This is a genomic window from Mesorhizobium sp. M4B.F.Ca.ET.143.01.1.1, assembly GCF_004792275.1.
GTDB classification, from domain to species: Bacteria; Pseudomonadota; Alphaproteobacteria; order Rhizobiales; family Rhizobiaceae; genus Mesorhizobium; species Mesorhizobium abyssinicae.
This window is the reverse complement of the sequence record NZ_SRSR01000002.1, coordinates 337,454-355,595: the sequence shown is the minus strand read 5'-3', so window position 1 is coordinate 355,595 and position 18,142 is coordinate 337,454. Positions and strand designations below refer to the sequence as shown.

Below are 18,142 nucleotides of genomic sequence, written 5' to 3'. Positions count from 1 at the left end.
GGCATGGTCGAGTTCCGACAGCATAGACAAAAAAATGCATGTCTCCGGTGACCAGCCCAGCCTCGCCCATTGTTGCGTTGCGGGCAGGGGGGCTTTCGGCTATTGAGGCCGGACCTGAAACAGGGACTGCCCCCATCCCATGAGCATCGTCGATACGATCAAGAATACGCTCGTTCCGATCCATCGCGAGGGCTATCCCTTCATTGCCGCTTTTGCCGCGGGCACGCTTTTTCTGGGTTACTTCTCCTCGATCCTGTTCTGGATCGGGCTGATCCTCACCGCCTGGTGCATCTATTTCTACCGCGATCCCGAGCGCGTCACCCCGGTCGACGACCGGCTGGTGGTGAGTCCGGCCGACGGCGTCATCTCGGCGGTCGGCCCCGCCGTGCCGCCGCGCGAGCTTGGTCTCGGCTCCGGCGAGATGACCCGCATCTCGGTGTTCATGAACGTCTTTTCCTGCCATGTGAACCGCGCCCCGGTGCGTGGCCGGATCGCCAGGATCGAGCACCGGCCCGGAAAATTCCTCAACGCCGAGCTCGACAAGGCAAGCTCGGAGAACGAGCGCAACGGGCTGGTCATCGATAGCCCCAACGGCACCGTCGCCGCCGTGCAGATCGCCGGCCTGGTGGCGCGGCGCATCGTCTGCTGGGCCGAGGCCGGCGGATCGATCGCCATCGGCGAGCGCTTCGGTCTGATCCGCTTCGGCTCGCGCGTCGACGTCTTCCTGCCGCTGAACGCCGTGCCGCGCGTCGCCGTCGGCCAGACGGCCGTCGGCGGCGAGACGGTGCTGGCCGAATTCGGCGGCGCGGCGGTGACGCCGCTGGTCAGGATTTCCTGAGCCGTGGGCGCGCCCTTCAAGAAATTCGAGGCGCATGCCAGCGGCGGTCCGCGCATCCGTGAAATCCCGATGCGCATGGTGCTGCCCAACCTGGTCACCGTGCTTGCCATCTGCGCCGGCCTCTCCGGCATTCGCTTCGGCTTCCAGGACCGCTTCGAGCCGGCGGTGGTGATGGTGCTGCTCGCCGCCTTCCTCGACGGCATCGACGGCCGCCTGGCGCGAATGCTGAAGGCGACCTCGAAATTCGGCGCGCAGATGGATTCGCTGGCCGACATCGTCAATTTCGGCGTGGCGCCGGCGCTGGTGCTCTATGCCTTCCTGCTCGACCAGGCCGGCTCGTTCGGCTGGATCGCGGCACTTCTGTTCACCATCGCCTGCGGCCTGCGGCTCGCCCGCTTCAATGTGCTGGATGATGAGAAGGCCGACCGGCCGCTGTGGCAGAGCGAATATTTCGTCGGCGTGCCGGCGCCGGCGGGCGCGGTGCTGGTGATGCTGCCGCTCTACCTCTATTTCCTGCGGCTGGGACTCGAGCCGACCCGTCTCGCCGCCTTTGTCGCCACCGGCTTCACCGTACTCGTCGCCTTCCTGCTGGTCAGCCGGCTGCCGGTCCATTCTGGCAAGAGCATCAAGGTGCCGGGCGACAAGGTGCTTCCGGTGATCCTTGCCGTCGTGCTCTACGTCCTGCTTTTGATGACCTATCCCTGGTACACGCTGACCGCCTCGGTCGCCGGCTATCTCGTCTTCCTGCCGTTTTCCGTGCGCGCCTATTCCAAGCGCGCCATGCGCGAAGGCGAGAAGGTGCCGCCGTCGGATATCGGCTAGAGCAATTCCAGGAAAAGTGTGTAACGGTTTTCCGTCCGGAATCGCGTAGAAACAAATAGTTAGAGCGGGTCGGCGGTTCCATGAAACGCTGAACCGCTCTAGCACGCTACGCCGCCGCGCTCAGCCCCAGCCGGTCGATCGCCAGCCTGCGGGTCGAGACATAGTCTGTCTTGCCCGAGCCCAGCACCGGGATCTCCTCCACCTTGACGATGTCGTTTGGCACCATCAGCTCGGCCGCGCCCGCCTTCTTGCCGAAGGCACGCAGTTCCTCCGCGCTGGCGTCATCGGCCGTGGTCACCAGCACGATACGCTCGCCGCGCCTCTTGTCCGGCACCGCCACGGCGGCATGCCGTTCCTCCGGCCACAGCGACTGCACCAGCATCTCGACGGCGCCCAGCGACACCATTTCGCCGGCGATCTTGGCGAAGCGCTTGGCGCGCCCGCGAATGGTGATGAAGCCGTCGCGGTCGATCGAGACGATGTCGCCGGTATCGTGCCAGCCATCGAGCGGCTGCAACTCGCCCGGCCGGTCGGCGGTCATGTAGCCCATCATCATGTTCGGCCCGTCGAGCCAAAGCCGGCCGGCGTCGTCGATGCCTTCGACCGGCTCGAGCTTCATGCGGATGGCCGGCAGAGCCCGCCCGACCGTGCCGTCGCGGCCATGGATGGCGGTGTTCACGGCGACGACCGGAGCGGCCTCGGTGAGGCCGAAGCCCTCGATGATCGATGCGTCGAAGCGCTCGCGGTAGACACGGCGCGTCTCCGGCTTCACCGCCTCGGCGCCGGCGACGACGAAGCGCAGGCTGGAGAAATCGCCATCCTTGGCGGTGCGCGCATAGTTGGCGAGGAAGGTGTCGGTGCCGAACATGATGGTCGGCCTGACCTTGCGCGCGATCTCGGGGATGATCTTGTAGTGGAGAGGGGACGGGTAGAGGAACAGCTTCACGCCGGTGACCAGCGGCAGGATGGTGCCGCCGGTCAGTCCGAACGAGTGGAACACCGGCAGCACGTTGAGCAGGATGTCGGCGGGCGAGATGGTGATGCGGGCCTCGGCCTGCATGGCGTTGGCGTAGAGGCTCTTGTGCGACAGCACGACGGCCTTGGGCGTGCCCTCCGAGCCTGAGGTGAACAGGATCACCGCCGGCTTCGCCGCATCCTGTGGCCGCAGCGGAAAGCGCCACAAGAGGGCGGCGGCGAGCTTGTCCAGCATCGTCACGCTCTGGCGCACATCCTCCAGCCACAGCAGCCTGGCGCCACCTGCCTCGACCGCCTCGACGATGTCGGCGAGCCCAGCCTTCTCGATGAAGGCGCGGGACGACACGACCGTTCTGATGACGGCGGTACGCACGGCGGCGGTGACGCTCGCCGGTCCCGCCGTGTAGTTGATCATCGCCGCAACCCGGCCGGCCGAGATCAGGCCGACGAAGGACAGCACCACGCCATTGGCGTTGGGCAGCAGCAGGCCGACCGCCTCGCCCGGCGCCGTCACCGCTTCGAAGCGGCGCCCCAGGACGCGCGCGCCGATGAACATCTTGCGGTAGCTCAGCGCGCCCGAGATGACGTCCTCGATGATCGGATGCGAGGCGCCGACCCTGGTTGCCGCGTCGCGAATGGCGAGGAACAGGCCGCGGTCGAGATTGGTGCCGAACAGCCTGGCTTCCGCGAAGCGGTCGAACAGCGCGTTGGTGTTGGAGGCCTGGTCGGGATTGCGCGCCGCCAGCTCGGCAATCGTCATCGGCTCCAGCACGCTCACCGAAAGGCGCGGAAACCAGTGGCGCGGCGCCCTGTCGGCCGGGGTCAGCGATGCCGGCAGGTCGCGGGCGCGGGCGACGAAGATCGGCACGATGCTGGCGTCGGCCTGCATGGCGATGCGGGTAATGGCGCGGAACAGGCGGAACGATTTGATATCAGGCTCGACCGCATCGGGCAGGTAGACGGCAAGCTTGCCCTTGCCTTTCAAGACCCGTACCAGCCGCCGGCTGACGAAGACATGCTCGGCGTTGAAGGCGATGGTGCGGCCAAGCTCGCGCCATGGCTCCAGCCAGGGCGAGCGCGCCGAGGCGTCGTCGAGGATGTGCAGCGTGTCGTCCGGCAGCAGCGACAGCATCAGCGCCGGCTCGATGCGCGACTGGTGCGAAATCACGTAGATGACCGGTGCCTTGGCATTGCGGGCGATGCGGATGCGCTCGTCGGCGATGCGGTAGGCGAGCTTGAACGGCACATAGAGCAACGCCTGCGTGAAACGCAGGCCGAGGCGCACCGATTCCAGCACGCCGATCAAAAGCCAGGCCGCGACGAGGCCTGCAAGCAGCGCCAGGGTCAGGATCATTGCCGCGCTCTCCCAACGTCCTCCACGTCGCGGCTCTTGAGTGGCCGCTTCGGCGCCAGAGGGTAGCGGAAGTGGGGGCGACGTCAATGTGGACTGAGTGCCCTCTAGCCTTCTCTCCTTGTGGGAGAAGGTGGCCGAGCGAAGCTCGGTCGGATGAGGGGTGTTGGACGGATCACTGTTTTGAAGATGTAGGTGCCTAAAAGCATTGGAGTTTTCGAGGTCGAGTTTCTTCCAACACCCACATCCGTCTCGGCGCTACGCGCCGGTCCACCTGCTCCCCACAAGGGGGAGAAGGGGGAGCGCACTTTACGCCGCGTTCAACCTCCCGCTGATGAAGCGGAACTCCTGCGTCTTGCCGCCATAGCCATAGGCGGCTGCCGGCACTTCATGCACGAAGGCATAGCTTTCTTCGTGGACGCCACCCAGCAGGCGGCCGAAGGCGGCGAAGATCGCCTTGAGATAGGCCTCGAGCTCCAGCTTGGTGTTGGTGCCGTCCACCACTTTGATGTCGAGCCAGAAGGTGTTGGTGCCGTGCTCTGCGAGCGACTTGCCGCCGGCGAACCAGTGCTGGGGATCGAAATAGCTGATCGCGACCGCGGTGATGGTCGGATCCTTGCGCAGATGCGTCGCGGTGAGCTCGGTCACCTCCCTGGCGATGGCGGCAGAGAGTGCGGCGTCGGGCTTGCCGGTGACGCTGACATTGATGATCGGCATTTTCTTTCTCCTCGTTGTGAGCGGCGCTTCCTCGCCCTTGGAAGAAACCATGTCACGAGCCTCGAATCAAAAAAATCGAATTGTTTTGAAGAAAAGATTCGATATCATCGAACTATGCAGACGCTCGACCCAGACCTTCTCAAAACCTTCCTTGCTTTCGTCGATGGCGGTTCGCTGGCGAAGGCGGCTTCCACCGTCGGCCGCTCGCCTTCGGCGGTGACGGCGCAGATGCAGCGGTTGGAGGAGATCGTCGGCGAACCGCTGCTTGCTCCCCAGGGCAGGGGGCGCGGCTTGACGCCGGCCGGCGAGGATCTGGTCGGCCATGCCAGGCGCATCCTCGCCGTCCACACCGAGGCCTTGCTGGCGCTGAAGGGCGCGCGTGCCGACGGCCGCCTCGCCGTCGGCACGACGCAGGATTTCGCTGATCGCGGCCTGCCGGAACTGCTGCGCGCCTTCGCCGTCAGCCATCCGCGCGTCCGGATCGAATTGCGCGTCGGCCGCTCCATCGAGCTCGGACAGGCGCTGCAGGCCGGCGATCTCGATCTGGCGATCACCATGCGCCAGTCACCGGGCCCCGACGAGGTTGCCGTGATCGGCGAGCCGATGCTCTGGCTCTGCTCGCAGAAGGGGCTCGCCGCGCGCGAAGACGTCTTGCCGCTGGCGCTGCTCGACCCGCAGTGCGGCTTTCGCGAAGCGGCGCTCGCCGCCCTCGACGCGGCGGGCCGCCGCTACCGCATCGCCGCCGGCAGCGCCAGCCTTGCCGGAGTGCGCACGGCGGTCAATGCCGGCATCGCGCTGACCTTGCGCACGGCGCGCTTTGCCCATTCCGGCATCGTCGAAGCCCCGCGCGAGTTTGCGCTGCCGCCGGTTCCGACCGCCGAGTTCGCCATCCGGCTGGGTCAGAACGCCGGGCGGCCGGCGCGCGATCTGGCGACGCTTTTGAGCGCCGGTCTGGCATCGTCCGCAGCCTGATCGCCGCGCAAAGAAAAAGCCGACCTTGCGGTCGGCTTCTAAGGAGGGCGGATCGAGGGGTTTGGGGGGACTTGGGGGTGATCCGCCACAGCAACAATGCGCGGGCCCGATGATGGTTCCATGACCCGAAAAATATTTTTCAGTTGGCCGCGCGCCCTGCCGCCAGCCAGTCGCGCCCGGCATGGGCAAACACCGCGCAAAGCACGATCGCGCCACCGATTATGCTGGCGGCCGGCGGGATCTCGCCGAGGAACAGGAAAGCGAACGCGATCGCGAACGGCACTTCGGCCGAGCCGAGCAGGCCTGATTCGGACGCCGGGATCAGCCGCGAACCTTCCGTCCACAGGATCGACGCCAGCGCGAAGGAGCCGCCGAACGTGGCCAGCAGCAGCGCATCCCGTGCCGAGACCGCCAGCGGATCTGTGACGAACCAGCCGAGGACGAACAGAAGGAAGGCCGACACCGCGCCAGCCCACACAACAGGCGTGTCGCGGAAGGCGCGCACCATGATCATGTAGAGCGCGCTGCCGGTTGTCATCAGCAGCGCCAGCCCATCGCCGAAGAGATGGCCGGTGCCGAAGCCCGACCACACCATGATGCCGACGCCGCACAGCGACACGGCGGCGGCAAGCATCGTCTGCAGCCGGAATTTTTCCCGCACCAGCAGGAAGGCGAGCAATGCGGCGATGAAAGGCGAGGTCGCGTAGATGACGGCGACATTGGCGACATAGGTGAATTTGAACGCCGCGATGAAGGCGATGCTGGCGGCTGCGCCTTCCAGCGCCAGCAGCCAGCCGCGCCAGCCGAGCCGCAGGCTTTCGCGCCCGCCGGAGCGGCGCCGCCGCCACAGCACATAAAGCGTGATCAGGATCGAGCCGACGAAACCGCGCCAGCAGGTGATCGTCAGCGGATCGGCGTGGATCGATTTTGTCAGCACGCCGGTGAGGCCGAACACGACGGCGGAAGCCGACACCAGGACGATGCCCAAGGTTCGCTCGGCGGCGCTCGTCGCGCCATCGGCCAATGTATCAGTCATCTCGAGGGAATCGGTCATGTCCTCAGTCTACGTCGCCCTACCGGCATGGTTCCGTCAGTTGTCATGCTAGAGCCGTTTGCGGAAATGCTCGTTGCCGATGACGAGCAGGCCGGCGGCGACGATCAGCGCCGCCCCAAGGAACACCTCGCGGCGCGGCACGTCGCCCCAGATGGCGAAGCCGAGCGCGAAGGCCCAGACCAGCGACGTGTACTCGAACGGCGCCACGATCGACACCGGCGCCCTTTTCATGCCTTCGAACAGAAGATACTGCGCCATGCCGCCGAGCGCACCGACGCTGGCCAGAAGCAGCAACTGGCCGCCGTCGGGCGTCCGCCACCAGATCAGCGCCGGCGCCACGGAGAAGAGCAGGAAGTAGAAATTGTTGAGCACGAGCTGGATCGTCGTGCGCTCTGCATCGCTATCTTGCGCAAAAGCACGACGGCGATGCCCCAAAGCAGGGCCGCGGCCAGCACCAGGACCATCGGCAGCGAGATGCCGAGATGGGTCGGATCGCAGGCGACGAATACGCCGGCAAAGCCGATCAGCACCGCCAGCCAGCGCAGCAGCGGCACCTTCTCGCCAAGCATGAACACCGACAGCACGGTGACGATGATCGGAGCGGCATAGTAGATGGTGGTGAGCTCGGCGAGCTGCAGGGTGCGGGCGGCATTGTAGTAGCAAAGCCAGGCCGCCAGCGTGAAGGCGCTGCGCACCAGCATCGGCCGCACGATGGGCGAGCGCGCAGTATCGGTGAACAGGCGCCGCCCGCCGATCGCCGCGCAGGCGGCAAGGATGGTGACCGAGCGGAAGAACATGATCTGCCAGACGCTGATGCCGACGACCAGCAGCTTGATCGCTGCGTCCTGCGCCGAAAACAGGAAATAGGCGCCGCCGGTCAGGAGGATGCCGGCCAGCACCCTTTCGCGGCTATCGAGAATGGCGACATCGGCCATGCGGCACCGCTTTGCGGACGTTGCTTGCATTGAGCCAAACCCCTTGGCCCAACAGGATCAGCCTATACGGGCGATGGCCCGCACGGCGCTACGCCAGCTCCGGCCTTGCGTTGGGGCACAGGCCTGGCGGCCTGCATTCACCTGACGCTTGCGGCACACGGATGTTCGACGTCTTGCAATGCTGGACGGTCATCGCCCGTTCAGGTAATTTTGCAACTCGCGGATTGATCGGCGCGGCTGACCCCGGCAGTGGACTATGGAGAGGCGCGCCAATGCGTGCGCTGCATAGGTCCGGAAGCTTCGATGACTGACGTGATCGATCGACTGGTGAGGGCGATGAACGCGCATCAGCTCGACGCTGTCGCCGCTCTCATCCACGAGAACTATCGAAGCGAACAGCCGACGCACCCGGGCAGAGCCTTCGTTGGCCGCGACCAGATGCGCGCCAACTGGGAGGCCATGTTCGCAGGGATACCTGACTTCCATGCGACGGTCATGCGCTCGGTCCGGGACGGCGACACGACCTGGACCGAATGGCATTGGTCCGGCACTCGCCGCGACGGAAAACCCTTCGAGGTGCGCGGGGTCACCCTGTTCGAGATCGTCGACGATCGGATCGTAAGCGGGCGACTGTATCTGGAGGACGTCGAGAGGCAGCCTGTCGGCATCGAAGACGCGGTCGAAGCCCTTTCCGGGCGCCGTCCGTCAACGGCCGGCAGCGAAACCTGTTCGTGAGCCGCAGGCCTCACTGCGTTGCCTGATAAAGCTCCGCGGCCGCCTCCTTCAGCGCTCGCCTTCCGTCCGCCCTGAAATACATCATGTGGCCGCCCTCGACGACATCGAGGCGGATAGGCTTTGCGTCGGAAAGCGGCGGAACCTGATTCACCAGATAACGCGAGGCGAGATAGGGCGTGACGAGGTCGGTGTAGCCGTTGACGATGACGACGCCGAGCGCGGGGTTGAGTGAACGCGCCCGCTGCAGATCATCCATCACGCCGGCATAGCCTTGCCGCGAGGTGCCGTAGTCCCAATTGTGGGTGACCTCGCCATTGAGCAGCCGGTAGCTGATGTCGGTGTGGAAATTGAGCTCGTCGCGGACATAGCCGACGAAGGCCGAGGTCAGCGCCGGCACACTGCGGTCGAGCACGGGATCGGGTCCTGCGATGCGTCCGCTCTCTGGCGCGATGTCGGCCGTGCCGATCATGCCGTCATACGGGCTCAGCACCTTGCCTTTGGCGCGGGCGAATTCTCGCGCGAACAGGCCGGTCGGGACGCGGGCGAAATTGTGCTGGACGAGCTCGAGCGGCAGTCCGGTGATATCAGCCACGCGCTGGCTCGCCAGCTTTCCGCCTTGTTCCAGCCCGCTGGTCAAAGCGGTGAGGTAGTCGCCCATGGCATAATGCTCGACCTCGGCGAGCCTTTCCCGCAACGCATCCCCGCTGACGCCTTCGCTGCTGAGGCGCACCGCCGCCAGCGAGGGCAGTTCGAGCGCCCAGTGCAGCGGCTCGAATTCGTCCGGCTGCACCAGCATGAACTCCAGCGCCGGAGAGATCAGCACGATGCCGTTCGGGCTGATGCCGACATCCTCCTGCAGCGTGCGGGCAAGCAGCGCCGCACGGAACCCGCCATAGCTTTCCCCGGCAAGGAAAAGCGGCGACCCGGTGCGGCCGTTCTGGGCGAGATAGAGCCGGATGAAGGCGCCGATCGAGCTGGCGTCCTGGCTGACGCCCCAGAAATCGTGCGTGTCCTGGCCGGGCGCCTCGCGGCTGTAGCCGGTCCCGACCGGATCGACGAAGACGAGGTCGGTCATGTCGAGCCAGCTGTCGGGATTGTCGATGAGCTTTTGCGGTGAGGGCAGGAATTCTCCAGCTGCACCGGTCATGACGACGCGCGGCCCGAGCGCGCCGAGATGCAGATAGGCGGAGGCCGCGCCCGGCCCGCCGTTGAACACGAAGGTGATGGGGCGAGGGGCAGCCTTCGCCTCGCCCTCCGATGGCCGCAGCGTGTAGGCGACGTAGAAGATCTCGGCTGTGACATCGCCCTTGCCGGAGAGCAGCGACAGGGTGGCGGCCTTAGCCTGATAGTCCAGCTTGCGCCCGGCGATGGTGATCGAGTGGTTCGTCGTCTGCGGCTGTGGCAGGAGCGACAGCACGCCGCCCGCGGGCGCCGGCCGTTCCGGCGTTTCGGCGAGACCAGCCGGCGCGAACGCGGCAAGCAACAGCAGGGCGAGGGGAACGAGTTTCAGCTTGAACCGCATGACGCCTCCGCGGGAACGACTTCCGCATAGGTATGGCTGAGCCTGTCGAAGTCAAAGGGGGCGTCTCGACACTTGGGTTCCTCGCCTCGCCTAGGGCGGGGGAAAGGAACCCAAGCTGGAATAATGTGCTATCAACCACCAAAGAATATCGAAAGGAGCGCAAATGGACGCGACCGCACTCAAGGCCATGCAGGCGCCGCTGAAGGACGCCTATCGAGAGGATGCCTCGCGCGCGCTGATCACGCTTAGGGCAAGGGGCTCAGTCGACGACCAGTCGATCGCCTGCAAGGTCGAGACGGGCAGGGCGCTGGCCATCGCCGGCCTTCATCCGGCGACCGGCGGCTCCGGGCTCGAGCTCTGCTCCGGCGACATGCTGCTGGAGGCGCTGGTCGCTTGCGCCGGCGTTACCCTGAAGGCGGTGGCGACGGCGCTGGAGTTCAAGCTTGGCAATGCCACCGTGCAGGCGGAGGGGGATCTCGACTTTCGCGGCACGCTGGGCGTCGCCAGGGACGCACCGGTCGGCTTCCGCGAAATCCGGCTCAGTTTCGATCTCGACACCGACGAGCCGCAGGAGCGTATCGATTCGCTGCTCAAACTCACCGAACGCTATTGTGTGGTGTTCCAGACCATCAGCAACAAGCCGCAACTGACGGTCAGCGCACGGCGCTGAAGCTACTGTGCCGAAGGCTCTTCGGCATCCCCTTCGTCGGTGAACGGCGAGGCGCTCGGCACGCACTGCACCGCCCATCCCTGAGGGGTCGGCTGCTTCTGGTATTCGGTGACGGCGTTGGTGCACTGTTCGCGGGTGTCGAAGGTGCTGGGCAGCACCACCATGCCGCCCTGTGGGCCGGCGATCACCAGATACCAGACCAATGCTACGCTGGGAGCAGCCATGGGAATTCCTCACTATGTTGGTGTGGGAGAGTCGGCCGATCCTAGCAACTCCGGGCGAGCGGTGAAAGCTCGCCCGGCCTGCGGTGCATGCGCGCGACATCACAGCCGCGTGATGTCAGCCCCGCTCTCCAGCGGTCATTCGACGGCGAAGCAATAGAACAGGCCGTCGCCGCCGGTGCCCTTCAGCGCCTCCTGGCTGCAGCCGCCACGCGAGGCATGCGAGGAATTCCATGACTTGGCGGCTGCCGAATCGTCGAGCCCGGTGCGGTCGTGATGGCCCATCATGGCCACCCCCTCCGCGCCGCTCATCGTCCAGTCGCCGCAGGTCTGGTCGGCGATCTTCGTGCCGTCGGGTTTCGAGCCGGTCAGCACGTCATGGCGGTTCGGCTTGTCGCCGCGGCCGTTGACCACCTCGCCCTTCTCGTTGAGCGCCGTCTCCTTGCTGATGGCGTTTGCATCGCCATGCAGCGAGGCGACATCGTCGGCGATCTTGACGCCCTTGGCGTTGACCCACGGACCCTTGCCGATGCGGTCGCGCGCATCCTCGGCGCCGGTCGACAGGTAGGCATGCCAGGTCTTGCCCTTGACGCCGGCTGCCTCCGCCAGCGACGCGCAGTGCGCGTCGGCGCCCTTCAGCCCACCGAGATCGGCGCCCTTGCCGGAGCCGACACTGGTGACGAAGAAACTCATCTTTGCGTCTTGCGACAGCGCCGTGCCGGCGGTAGCGGCGGTAAGTGCGGCGGCGGCAACGAGAATAAGTCTACGCATGGCGGTCCTCCGGTTTCGAATGTTCTACATTCGAAGAACGTTGCCGCAGGCGTATTTAATCCGTCTCGAGCTCGGTTTATTCCGGTTGCCGGTAGGTGACGAAGCGGTTGTGCTTGGCCTGGAAGATCAGGCCGGTTTCCTTCAGTTCCGGGCTGGCCAGCGGCACGATGCGCCTGGCGATCTCGGACGGATGCGGCAAGGTCTCCGGATCCTCGCCCGGCGCGACCTGCGCGCGCATGGCGGTGCGGGTGGCGCCGGGATCGGCCGCGTTGACCCTGAGCGGCAGGCCCTGCGTCTCATGCGCCCAGGAGCGCATCATCGTCTCGACCGCCGCCTTTGAAGCAGCGTAAGGCGCCCAGAAGGCGCGCGCCGAGTGTGCCGCGTTGGAGGACATGATGATGGCGCGGCCGGCGTCGGAAAGACGCAGCAGCGGATCGACCGAACGGATCAACCGCCAGGTCGAGGTGACGTTGATGGTCATCACCTTCTCGAAGGTCTTGGCTTCGACATGGCCGATCGGCGTGATGACGCCGAGCACGGCGGCGTTCGCCACGAGGATGTCGAGCTTGCCCCAGCGCTCGTGGATGGCGCCGCCCAGCCGGTCGATGCCGGCCATGTCGGCAAGGTCGAGCGGCACCAGCGTGGCCTCGCCCTTGCCGGTCCTGGCGTGCTCGGCCTTGATCGCATCGTCGAGCTCCTCGAGCCCGCCGACTGTGCGTGCGACCGCGATCACATGCGCGCCGGCGGCAGCCAGTTCCTTGGCCATGAAATAGCCGATGCCGCGCGAAGCGCCGGTGACGACCGCCAGGCGGCCGGAGAGGTCGAGGGTCATGCGAGAGCTTCCGTGAGGTGGTCCGGCCTACGCTCCGCTTGTCGCCAGCAGCGACAGCGTGCGCACATTGTCGTGGCCTTCGAAGTCGAGCAGGCGCGTCGGGTACTGGCCGGTGAAGCAGGCGTCGCAGAACTGCGGCTGGTCGTTGTCGCGCCCGGCCTCGCCGACGGCGCGGTAGAGCCCGTCGATCGACAGGAAGCCGAGGGAATCGACACGGATGAATTCGGCCATCTCCTCGACCGACATGCGCGAGGCGAGCAGCTTCGACTTCTCCGGCGTGTCGACGCCATAGAAGCACGACGCGCTGGTCGGCGGCGAGGCGATGCGCATATGCACTTCCTTGGCGCCGGCGTCGCGCACCATCTGCACGATCTTCTGGCTGGTGGTGCCGCGCACTATCGAATCGTCGACCAGAACCACGCGCTTGCCCTCGATCATGCGGCGGTTGGCGTTGTGCTTGAGCTTGACGCCCATATGGCGGATCGAATCGCCGGGCTGGATGAAGGTGCGGCCGACATAGTGGTTGCGGATGATGCCAAGCTCGAAGGGGATGCCGGCGGCCTGGGAGAAACCGATCGCGGCCGGCGTGCCGGAATCCGGCACGGGCACCACGATGTCGGCCTCGACCGGGTTTTCCTGCGCCAGTTCGGCGCCGATGCGCTTGCGCACCTCATAGACGTTGCGGCCTTCGACCGAGGAATCCGGCCGCGCGAAGTAGACATATTCGAAGATGCAGAAGCGGGTCTTCTGCGGTTCGAACGGGAACAGGCTCTCAATGCCCTTGGAGGTGATGACGACCATCTCGCCGGGCTTCAGGTCGCGCACGAAGCGGGCGCCGATGATGTCGAGCGCGCAGGTCTCGGAGGCGAGGATCCAGGCGCCATCGAGGTCGCCCAGCACGAGCGGGCGGATGCCCAGCGGGTCGCGGCAGCCGATCATTTTCTTGGCCGTCATGGCGACAAGCGAGAAGGCGCCTTCGACCTGGCGCACCGCGTCGATGAAGCGCGAATTCAGGTCACGCTCCTTGCTGGTGGCGACCAGGTGCAGCAGCGTCTCGGTGTCGGAGGTCGAGGAAAAGATCGAGCCCTGCTTCTGCAGCGCGCGCTGCACGGTCAGCGCATTGGTGAGGTTGCCGTTGTGGGCGACGGCGAGGCCGCCCTCGGCGAGCTCGGCGAAGAAGGGCTGGATGTTGCGCAGGCCGGCGCCGCCGGTGGTGGCGTAGCGGGTGTGGCCGATGGCGCGATTGCCCTGCAGGCTGTCGATGACGCGCTGCTTGGTGAAGGTGTCGCCGATCAGGCCGACATGGCGCTCGACATGGAACTGACTGCCGTCATAAGAGACGATGCCGGCGGCTTCCTGGCCGCGATGCTGCAGCGCGTGCAAGCCGAGTGTGACGATCGCCGCCGCATCCTGCCGGCCGAAAATGCCGAACACGCCGCACTCGTCGTGGAAATGGTCGTCGGCCTCGGCGGAAAGCACGTCGCCTGCGTCTGCCTTCGAAACTGCCATGGGGGCTCAAGCTCCGCTAAAATCGCCATATAAGGCGATCGCTCGTCGAAAGCAACGCATGCCTTGCGGCGTTCACACCAACGTCAATCCCGGGGAAGCGCCCGCCTTGCCGCGGGCGCCCGTTTGACCGGGATCAGTTTGCCGGCGCCGGGCTGGCGGGAGCCGGAGCCGGCGCGTTGTCGGCCGGCGCTTCGCCTTCGCTGTCGTCGGCCGGCGCATCGGCATCGTCGCCGTTTGCCGGCGGTTCGGCCGCCGGCTGATCGGTCGTCGCGCCGGGTGCCACCGGCGTCTCGGTCGCGGGCGCACCCTTGTGCGTGTATTTGTTGACGAGGTCTTCCGTGTTCTCGGGAAGCAGGCTTTCGAGCTTGGCGCCGATCGTCTCCAGCAGCGGCCGCGACTTGGCGTTGGCGACCCAGCCGGGCGCCTTGGCGCCGGCCAGCCAGTTGAAGAACAAGAGCGCCACCGCGACCACCAGGACGCCGCGCGCCGCGCCGTAGAGGAAGCCGAGTGTGCGATCGAGGGCGCCGATACGGGAATCGATGATCCAGTCGGCGAGCTTCATGGTGATGACCGAAACGACGATCAGCGCGATGACGAAGACGACGCCGGCGGCCGCCGCCATGGCGATCTTGTCATTGTCGACATAGGGCTGAACGTAGGGCAGCACCGGCTTGTAGAAGAAGAAGGCCGCCGCGGCCGCCGCCACCCAGGAGACGATGGACAGCACCTCGCGCGAGAAGCCGCGCACCATGGCAAGCATCGCCGAGACCAGGGTGAAGCCGACGAGAATTCCGTCAAGCAGCGTAATCGGCATGTCCTTCGCCCCACTCCATGTCTTCAGCGCTCGATGTCTTTACCGCTCGACGAGCCGCGTCATTCTTGCTCCTCGGCGCGGTTGCGCCGTGAGCCGGCTATACGCGCCACGAGGTCGGCAAGCTCGGTGGGCTGGAAAGCGCCGGCCCCGATCCCCCCAGCGCCATTGCCACCGACAAGTTCCTCGCTGCCCAAGGGCAGGACCGCACTACCGAAACCCAGCTTTTCGGCCTCTTTGAGGCGCTGCTGCGCATGCGCAACCGGCCTCACCGCACCCGACAGGCTGATCTCGCCGAAATAGACGCAATCGGCGGGAAGGGCAAGACCGGTGAGCGAGGAAACCAGGGCGGCGGCGACCGCCAGATCGGCAGCCGGCTCGCTGATCCGGTAGCCGCCGGCGACGTTGAGATAGACATCATGCTGGCCGAAGCGCACGCCGCAATGGGCTTCGAGCACGGCGAGCACCATCGACAGCCGCGCGCCGTCCCAGCCGACCACGGCGCGGCGCGGCGTGCCCAGCGAAGACGGCGCCACCAGCGCCTGGATTTCGACCAGCACCGGGCGCGTGCCCTCCATGCCGGCGAAAACGGCGGCACCCGGCGACTTCGCATGACGCTCGCCGAGAAAGAGTTCTGACGGGTTGGCGACCTCGCGCAGGCCCTTGTCCGACATCTCGAACACGCCGATCTCGTCGGTCGGGCCGAAGCGGTTCTTCACCGTGCGCAGGATGCGGTAGTGGTGGCCGCCTTCGCCCTCGAAATAAAGCACGCCGTCGACCATGTGCTCGACGACGCGCGGGCCGGCGATCTGGCCTTCCTTGGTGACATGGCCGACCAGCACGATCGCAGCACCGGTGGATTTGGCGTAGCGGATCATCGCCTGCGCTGCCGCGCGCACCTGGGTGACGGTGCCGGGCGCCGAATCGGCGAGGTCGGTCCACAGCGTCTGGATGGAATCGAGGATGACGAGGTCGGGCCGCTTGCCGTCGGCGATGGTTGCCAGGATGTCCTCAACATTGGTCTCGGCGGCGAGCTCGACCGGCGTCGAGGCGACGCCGAGGCGCTGGGCGCGCAGCCGGATCTGGGCAACGGCTTCCTCGCCGGAGACATAGACGATGCGGTGTCCCCTCGAGGCAAGCGCGGCGGCGGCTTGCGTCAGCAGCGTCGACTTGCCGATGCCGGGATCGCCGCCCACCAGCAGCGCCGAGCCGCGCACGAAGCCGCCGCCGGTGGCGCGGTCGAGCTCGCCGATGCCGGAGACGATGCGCGGCGCGTCCTCGATGTCGCCCGACAGGCTGGTCAGCACCACGGCGCGCCCCTTGCGGGCGTTGCGGGTGTTGGCCGGTCCCGAGCCGATGCCGCCGGAGGTGCCTTCCTCGACCAGCGTGTTCCACTCGCCGCAGGCATCGCACTTGCCTGCCCAGCGCTGGTGCACCGATCCGCAATTCTGGCAGATGAACTGGACGCGCGATTTAGCCATGCAGTTGCGCCGTTCGCAGATGGCGGAAGGCTGGCGTTCCCGCCCACCCCCCTCTGTCCTGCCGGACATCTCCCCCGCAAGGGGGGAGATTGGATGTCGCCACCGTTTTCGCCAATCGCCGACGTTGCAGGACAGGGACCGCCGCCAAAGCTGTCGATCTCCCCCCTTGCGGGGGAGATGGCCGGCAGGCCAGAGGGGGGTGTGACGGAGCGCGACTGCGGGTCAAAAAACTACTCAAACCTGTCCGGCAAATGATGCTCTTCCGCGAGGTCGGAGAAGCGGGTGAATTCGCCGTGGAAGGCGAGGCTGACCGAGCCGGTCGGGCCGTGGCGCTGCTTGGCCACGATCACCTCGGCCTTGCCGCGCATCTCGTTCATCTCGGCTTCCCACTTGATGTACTCGTCGGTGCCGAGCTTCGGCTCGCGGTTCTTGAGGTAGTACTCCTCGCGATAGACGAACAGCACCACGTCGGCGTCCTGCTCGATGGAGCCGGATTCGCGCAGGTCCGAGAGCTGCGGACGCTTGTCGTCGCGGCTTTCGACCTGACGCGACAGCTGCGACAGCGCGATGATCGGCACGCCGAGCTCCTTGGCCAGCGCCTTGAGGCCGGTGGTGATCTCGGTGATTTCCTGCACACGGTTCTGCGAGGCCTTGGCGCTGGAGCCCTGCATCAGCTGGATATAGTCGATGACGATGAGGTCGAGGCCGCGCTGGCGCTTCAGGCGGCGCGCGCGGGCGGAAAGCTGGGCGATCGAGATGCCGCCGGTCTGGTCGATGAACAGCGGGATCTTCTGCATGGTCTGCGAGCAGGCGACCAGCTTTTCGAAATCCATCTCCGAGATCTCGCCGCGGCGGATCTTCGACGACGAGATCTCGGTCTGCTCGGAGATGATGCGGGTGGCGAGCTGCTCCGACGACATTTCGAGCGAGAAGAAGCCGACGACGCCGCCATTGGCGGCCTTGAACGAGCCGTCGGCCTGCTGCGCAGGCACATAGGCCTCGGCGATGTTGAAGGCGATGTTGGTGGCGAGCGACGTCTTGCCCATGCCTGGGCGGCCGGCAAGCACGATCAGGTCGGAAGGCTGCAGGCCGCCCATGCGGCGGTCGAGGTCGCGCAGGCCGGTGGCGATGCCGGACAGGCCGCCGTCGCGCATATAGGCGGCGTTGGCCATGTCGACGGCGGTTTTGACCGCGTCGGTGAAGCTCTCGAAGCCGCCGTCGTAGCGGCCGGTCTCGGCCAGCTCGAACAGGCGCCGCTCGGCGTCCTCGATCTGGTCGGACGGCGACATGTCGACCGGGGCGTCATAGGCGATGTTGACCATGTCCTCGCCGACGGTGATCAGCGCGCGGCGCGTGGCGAGGTCGTAGATGGCGCGGCCATAGTCGGTGGCGTTGACGACGGTGACGGCCTCGACGGCGAGCCGCACGACATATTGCGCCACCGTCATGTCGCCGACCTTTTCGTCCGCCGGCAGGAAGGTCTTCAGCGTGATCGGGGTCGCGATCTTGCCCATGCGGATGAGCTCGGCCGCCACCTCGAATATCCGGCGATGCAGCGGCTCGTGGAAATGCGCCGGCTTGAGGAAGTCGGAGACCCGGTAGAAGGCGTCGTTGTTGACGAGGATGGCGCCGAGCAGCGCCTGCTCGGCCTCGATATTGTTCGGTGCCTCGCGATAGAGCGGTTGCTCCGCCACGCCGAATTTGCGCGCTGCCTCAGCCATGATATCCCCGATTTCGATCCCGACCTCTCGATAGCAAGAACGAGATGAGTCGGTGCTGACCTTTCTGCATCACCCGAAGGCCAATCAGCCTTGATGCCCGCTGTTCACAGGAACGGCAAACCGTCCACAGGACAGAATTCCCGTGCCCCGATTCCGGTTGACTCGGCAAGGCCGCGATTCTACGCGAAGCTGTAGAACAAATAAA

At 66.1% G+C, this 18,142-nt stretch carries 16 protein-coding genes and 1 pseudogene; 5 read left to right on the top strand and 12 right to left on the bottom strand.

The genetic code is table 11. From position 1 onward, the window contains the following. Window positions 1-139 precede the first annotated feature (139 nt). Window positions 140-838, top strand: a complete 699-nt coding sequence (locus tag EN786_RS05965; protein WP_127284289.1) for a phosphatidylserine decarboxylase — start codon at window positions 140-142, stop codon at window positions 836-838. 75 nt (window positions 839-913) lie between these two features. Then, entirely contained in the window at window positions 914-1,660 is a 747-nt protein-coding gene (locus EN786_RS05960; protein WP_245478351.1) for a phosphatidylcholine/phosphatidylserine synthase, read from the top strand. Between the two features lie 106 nt (window positions 1,661-1,766). On the opposite strand, the gene EN786_RS05955 is transcribed toward EN786_RS05960, so the two are convergent. Both EN786_RS05955 and EN786_RS05950 read right to left on the bottom strand, forming a co-directional pair. Then, a complete protein-coding gene (locus EN786_RS05955) occupies window positions 1,767-3,989 on the bottom strand; it encodes an AMP-binding protein (protein WP_127310846.1) in 2,223 nt (740 codons plus the stop codon). 306 nt (window positions 3,990-4,295) lie between these two features. After that, the gene (locus EN786_RS05950; RefSeq protein ID WP_127310845.1) at window positions 4,296-4,703 is read right to left on the bottom strand and encodes a 4-oxalocrotonate tautomerase family protein; all 408 of its coding nucleotides are present in this window, start codon (window positions 4,701-4,703) and stop codon (window positions 4,296-4,298) included. Between the two features lie 114 nt (window positions 4,704-4,817). Here EN786_RS05950 and EN786_RS05945 point away from each other — a divergent pair, with 114 nt between their 5' ends. Continuing rightward, window positions 4,818-5,675: a LysR substrate-binding domain-containing protein gene (locus EN786_RS05945; RefSeq protein WP_135908065.1), complete on the top strand. Its 858-nt coding sequence runs from the start codon at window positions 4,818-4,820 to the stop codon at window positions 5,673-5,675. Between the two features lie 139 nt (window positions 5,676-5,814). Here the strand turns inward: EN786_RS05945 and EN786_RS05940 are convergent, their stop codons facing one another. Continuing rightward, a complete protein-coding gene (locus tag EN786_RS05940; RefSeq protein ID WP_245509040.1) occupies window positions 5,815-6,729 on the bottom strand; it encodes a DMT family transporter in 915 nt (304 codons plus the stop codon). 48 nt (window positions 6,730-6,777) lie between these two features. Then, window positions 6,778-7,664, bottom strand: a pseudogene (locus tag EN786_RS05935) (DMT family transporter). A 303-nt stretch (window positions 7,665-7,967) separates the two neighbouring features. Between EN786_RS05935 and EN786_RS05930 the strand changes: the two are divergent. Continuing rightward, window positions 7,968-8,399 (top strand): nuclear transport factor 2 family protein, encoded by a 432-nt coding sequence (locus EN786_RS05930; protein ID WP_127286736.1) that lies wholly within the window; start codon window positions 7,968-7,970, stop codon window positions 8,397-8,399. A gap of 10 nt (window positions 8,400-8,409) precedes the next feature. Here the strand turns inward: EN786_RS05930 and EN786_RS05925 are convergent, their stop codons facing one another. Further along, window positions 8,410-9,921: a peptidase S10 gene (locus tag EN786_RS05925; RefSeq protein ID WP_127311709.1), complete on the bottom strand. Its 1,512-nt coding sequence runs from the start codon at window positions 9,919-9,921 to the stop codon at window positions 8,410-8,412. A 163-nt stretch (window positions 9,922-10,084) separates the two neighbouring features. On the opposite strand from EN786_RS05925, the gene EN786_RS05920 reads away from it, so the two are divergent. Then, window positions 10,085-10,591 (top strand): OsmC family protein, encoded by a 507-nt coding sequence (locus EN786_RS05920; protein ID WP_127286734.1) that lies wholly within the window; start codon window positions 10,085-10,087, stop codon window positions 10,589-10,591. Window positions 10,592-10,593: 2 nt separating this feature from the next. Here EN786_RS05920 and EN786_RS05915 read toward each other — a convergent pair whose 3' ends face one another. The 7 genes from EN786_RS05915 to EN786_RS05880 all read right to left on the bottom strand — a co-directional run bounded on the left by EN786_RS05915 (window position 10,594) and on the right by EN786_RS05880 (window position 17,937). Next, the gene (locus EN786_RS05915) at window positions 10,594-10,815 is read right to left on the bottom strand and encodes a hypothetical protein (protein ID WP_127286733.1); all 222 of its coding nucleotides are present in this window, start codon (window positions 10,813-10,815) and stop codon (window positions 10,594-10,596) included. Window positions 10,816-10,950: 135 nt separating this feature from the next. After that, complete coding sequence (locus EN786_RS05910; protein ID WP_127392711.1) at window positions 10,951-11,583, bottom strand: hypothetical protein; 633 nt, start codon at window positions 11,581-11,583, stop codon at window positions 10,951-10,953. Window positions 11,584-11,659: 76 nt separating this feature from the next. Beyond that, entirely contained in the window at window positions 11,660-12,415 is a 756-nt protein-coding gene (locus EN786_RS05905; RefSeq protein ID WP_127310954.1) for an SDR family NAD(P)-dependent oxidoreductase, read from the bottom strand. A gap of 27 nt (window positions 12,416-12,442) precedes the next feature. Beyond that, a complete protein-coding gene (gene purF / locus EN786_RS05900; protein ID WP_127287302.1) occupies window positions 12,443-13,924 on the bottom strand; it encodes an amidophosphoribosyltransferase in 1,482 nt (493 codons plus the stop codon). 133 nt (window positions 13,925-14,057) lie between these two features. Further along, window positions 14,058-14,738, bottom strand: a complete 681-nt coding sequence (locus EN786_RS05895) for a CvpA family protein (protein ID WP_127285619.1) — start codon at window positions 14,736-14,738, stop codon at window positions 14,058-14,060. Window positions 14,739-14,797: 59 nt separating this feature from the next. Beyond that, entirely contained in the window at window positions 14,798-16,216 is a 1,419-nt protein-coding gene (gene radA, locus EN786_RS05890; RefSeq protein WP_127285618.1) for a DNA repair protein RadA, read from the bottom strand. A 230-nt stretch (window positions 16,217-16,446) separates the two neighbouring features. After that, window positions 16,447-17,937 (bottom strand): replicative DNA helicase, encoded by a 1,491-nt coding sequence (locus EN786_RS05880; RefSeq protein ID WP_127285617.1) that lies wholly within the window; start codon window positions 17,935-17,937, stop codon window positions 16,447-16,449. Window positions 17,938-18,142: the final 205 nt, after the last annotated feature.

Bases quoted from the DNA above. Each gene is read 5' to 3' on its own strand.
- purF (WP_127287302.1), bottom strand. From the start codon at position 13,924: ATGGCAGTTTCGAAGGCAGACGCAGGCGACGTGCTTTCCGCCGAGGCC.
- EN786_RS05895 (WP_127285619.1), bottom strand. From the start codon at position 14,738: ATGCCGATTACGCTGCTTGACGGAATTCTCGTCGGCTTCACCCTGGTC.
- EN786_RS05945 (WP_135908065.1), top strand. From the start codon at position 4,818: ATGCAGACGCTCGACCCAGACCTTCTCAAAACCTTCCTTGCTTTCGTC.
- EN786_RS05880 (WP_127285617.1), bottom strand. From the start codon at position 17,937: ATGGCTGAGGCAGCGCGCAAATTCGGCGTGGCGGAGCAACCGCTCTAT.
- EN786_RS05960 (WP_245478351.1), top strand. From the start codon at position 914: ATGGTGCTGCCCAACCTGGTCACCGTGCTTGCCATCTGCGCCGGCCTC.
- EN786_RS05915 (WP_127286733.1), bottom strand. From the start codon at position 10,815: ATGGCTGCTCCCAGCGTAGCATTGGTCTGGTATCTGGTGATCGCCGGC.
- EN786_RS05955 (WP_127310846.1), bottom strand. From the start codon at position 3,989: ATGATCCTGACCCTGGCGCTGCTTGCAGGCCTCGTCGCGGCCTGGCTT.
- EN786_RS05940 (WP_245509040.1), bottom strand. From the start codon at position 6,729: ATGACCGATTCCCTCGAGATGACTGATACATTGGCCGATGGCGCGACG.
- EN786_RS05930 (WP_127286736.1), top strand. From the start codon at position 7,968: ATGACTGACGTGATCGATCGACTGGTGAGGGCGATGAACGCGCATCAG.
- EN786_RS05925 (WP_127311709.1), bottom strand. From the start codon at position 9,921: ATGCGGTTCAAGCTGAAACTCGTTCCCCTCGCCCTGCTGTTGCTTGCC.
- EN786_RS05950 (WP_127310845.1), bottom strand. From the start codon at position 4,703: ATGCCGATCATCAATGTCAGCGTCACCGGCAAGCCCGACGCCGCACTC.
- EN786_RS05905 (WP_127310954.1), bottom strand. From the start codon at position 12,415: ATGACCCTCGACCTCTCCGGCCGCCTGGCGGTCGTCACCGGCGCTTCG.
- radA (WP_127285618.1), bottom strand. From the start codon at position 16,216: ATGGCTAAATCGCGCGTCCAGTTCATCTGCCAGAATTGCGGATCGGTG.
- EN786_RS05920 (WP_127286734.1), top strand. From the start codon at position 10,085: ATGGACGCGACCGCACTCAAGGCCATGCAGGCGCCGCTGAAGGACGCC.
- EN786_RS05965 (WP_127284289.1), top strand. From the start codon at position 140: ATGAGCATCGTCGATACGATCAAGAATACGCTCGTTCCGATCCATCGC.
- EN786_RS05910 (WP_127392711.1), bottom strand. From the start codon at position 11,583: ATGCGTAGACTTATTCTCGTTGCCGCCGCCGCACTTACCGCCGCTACC.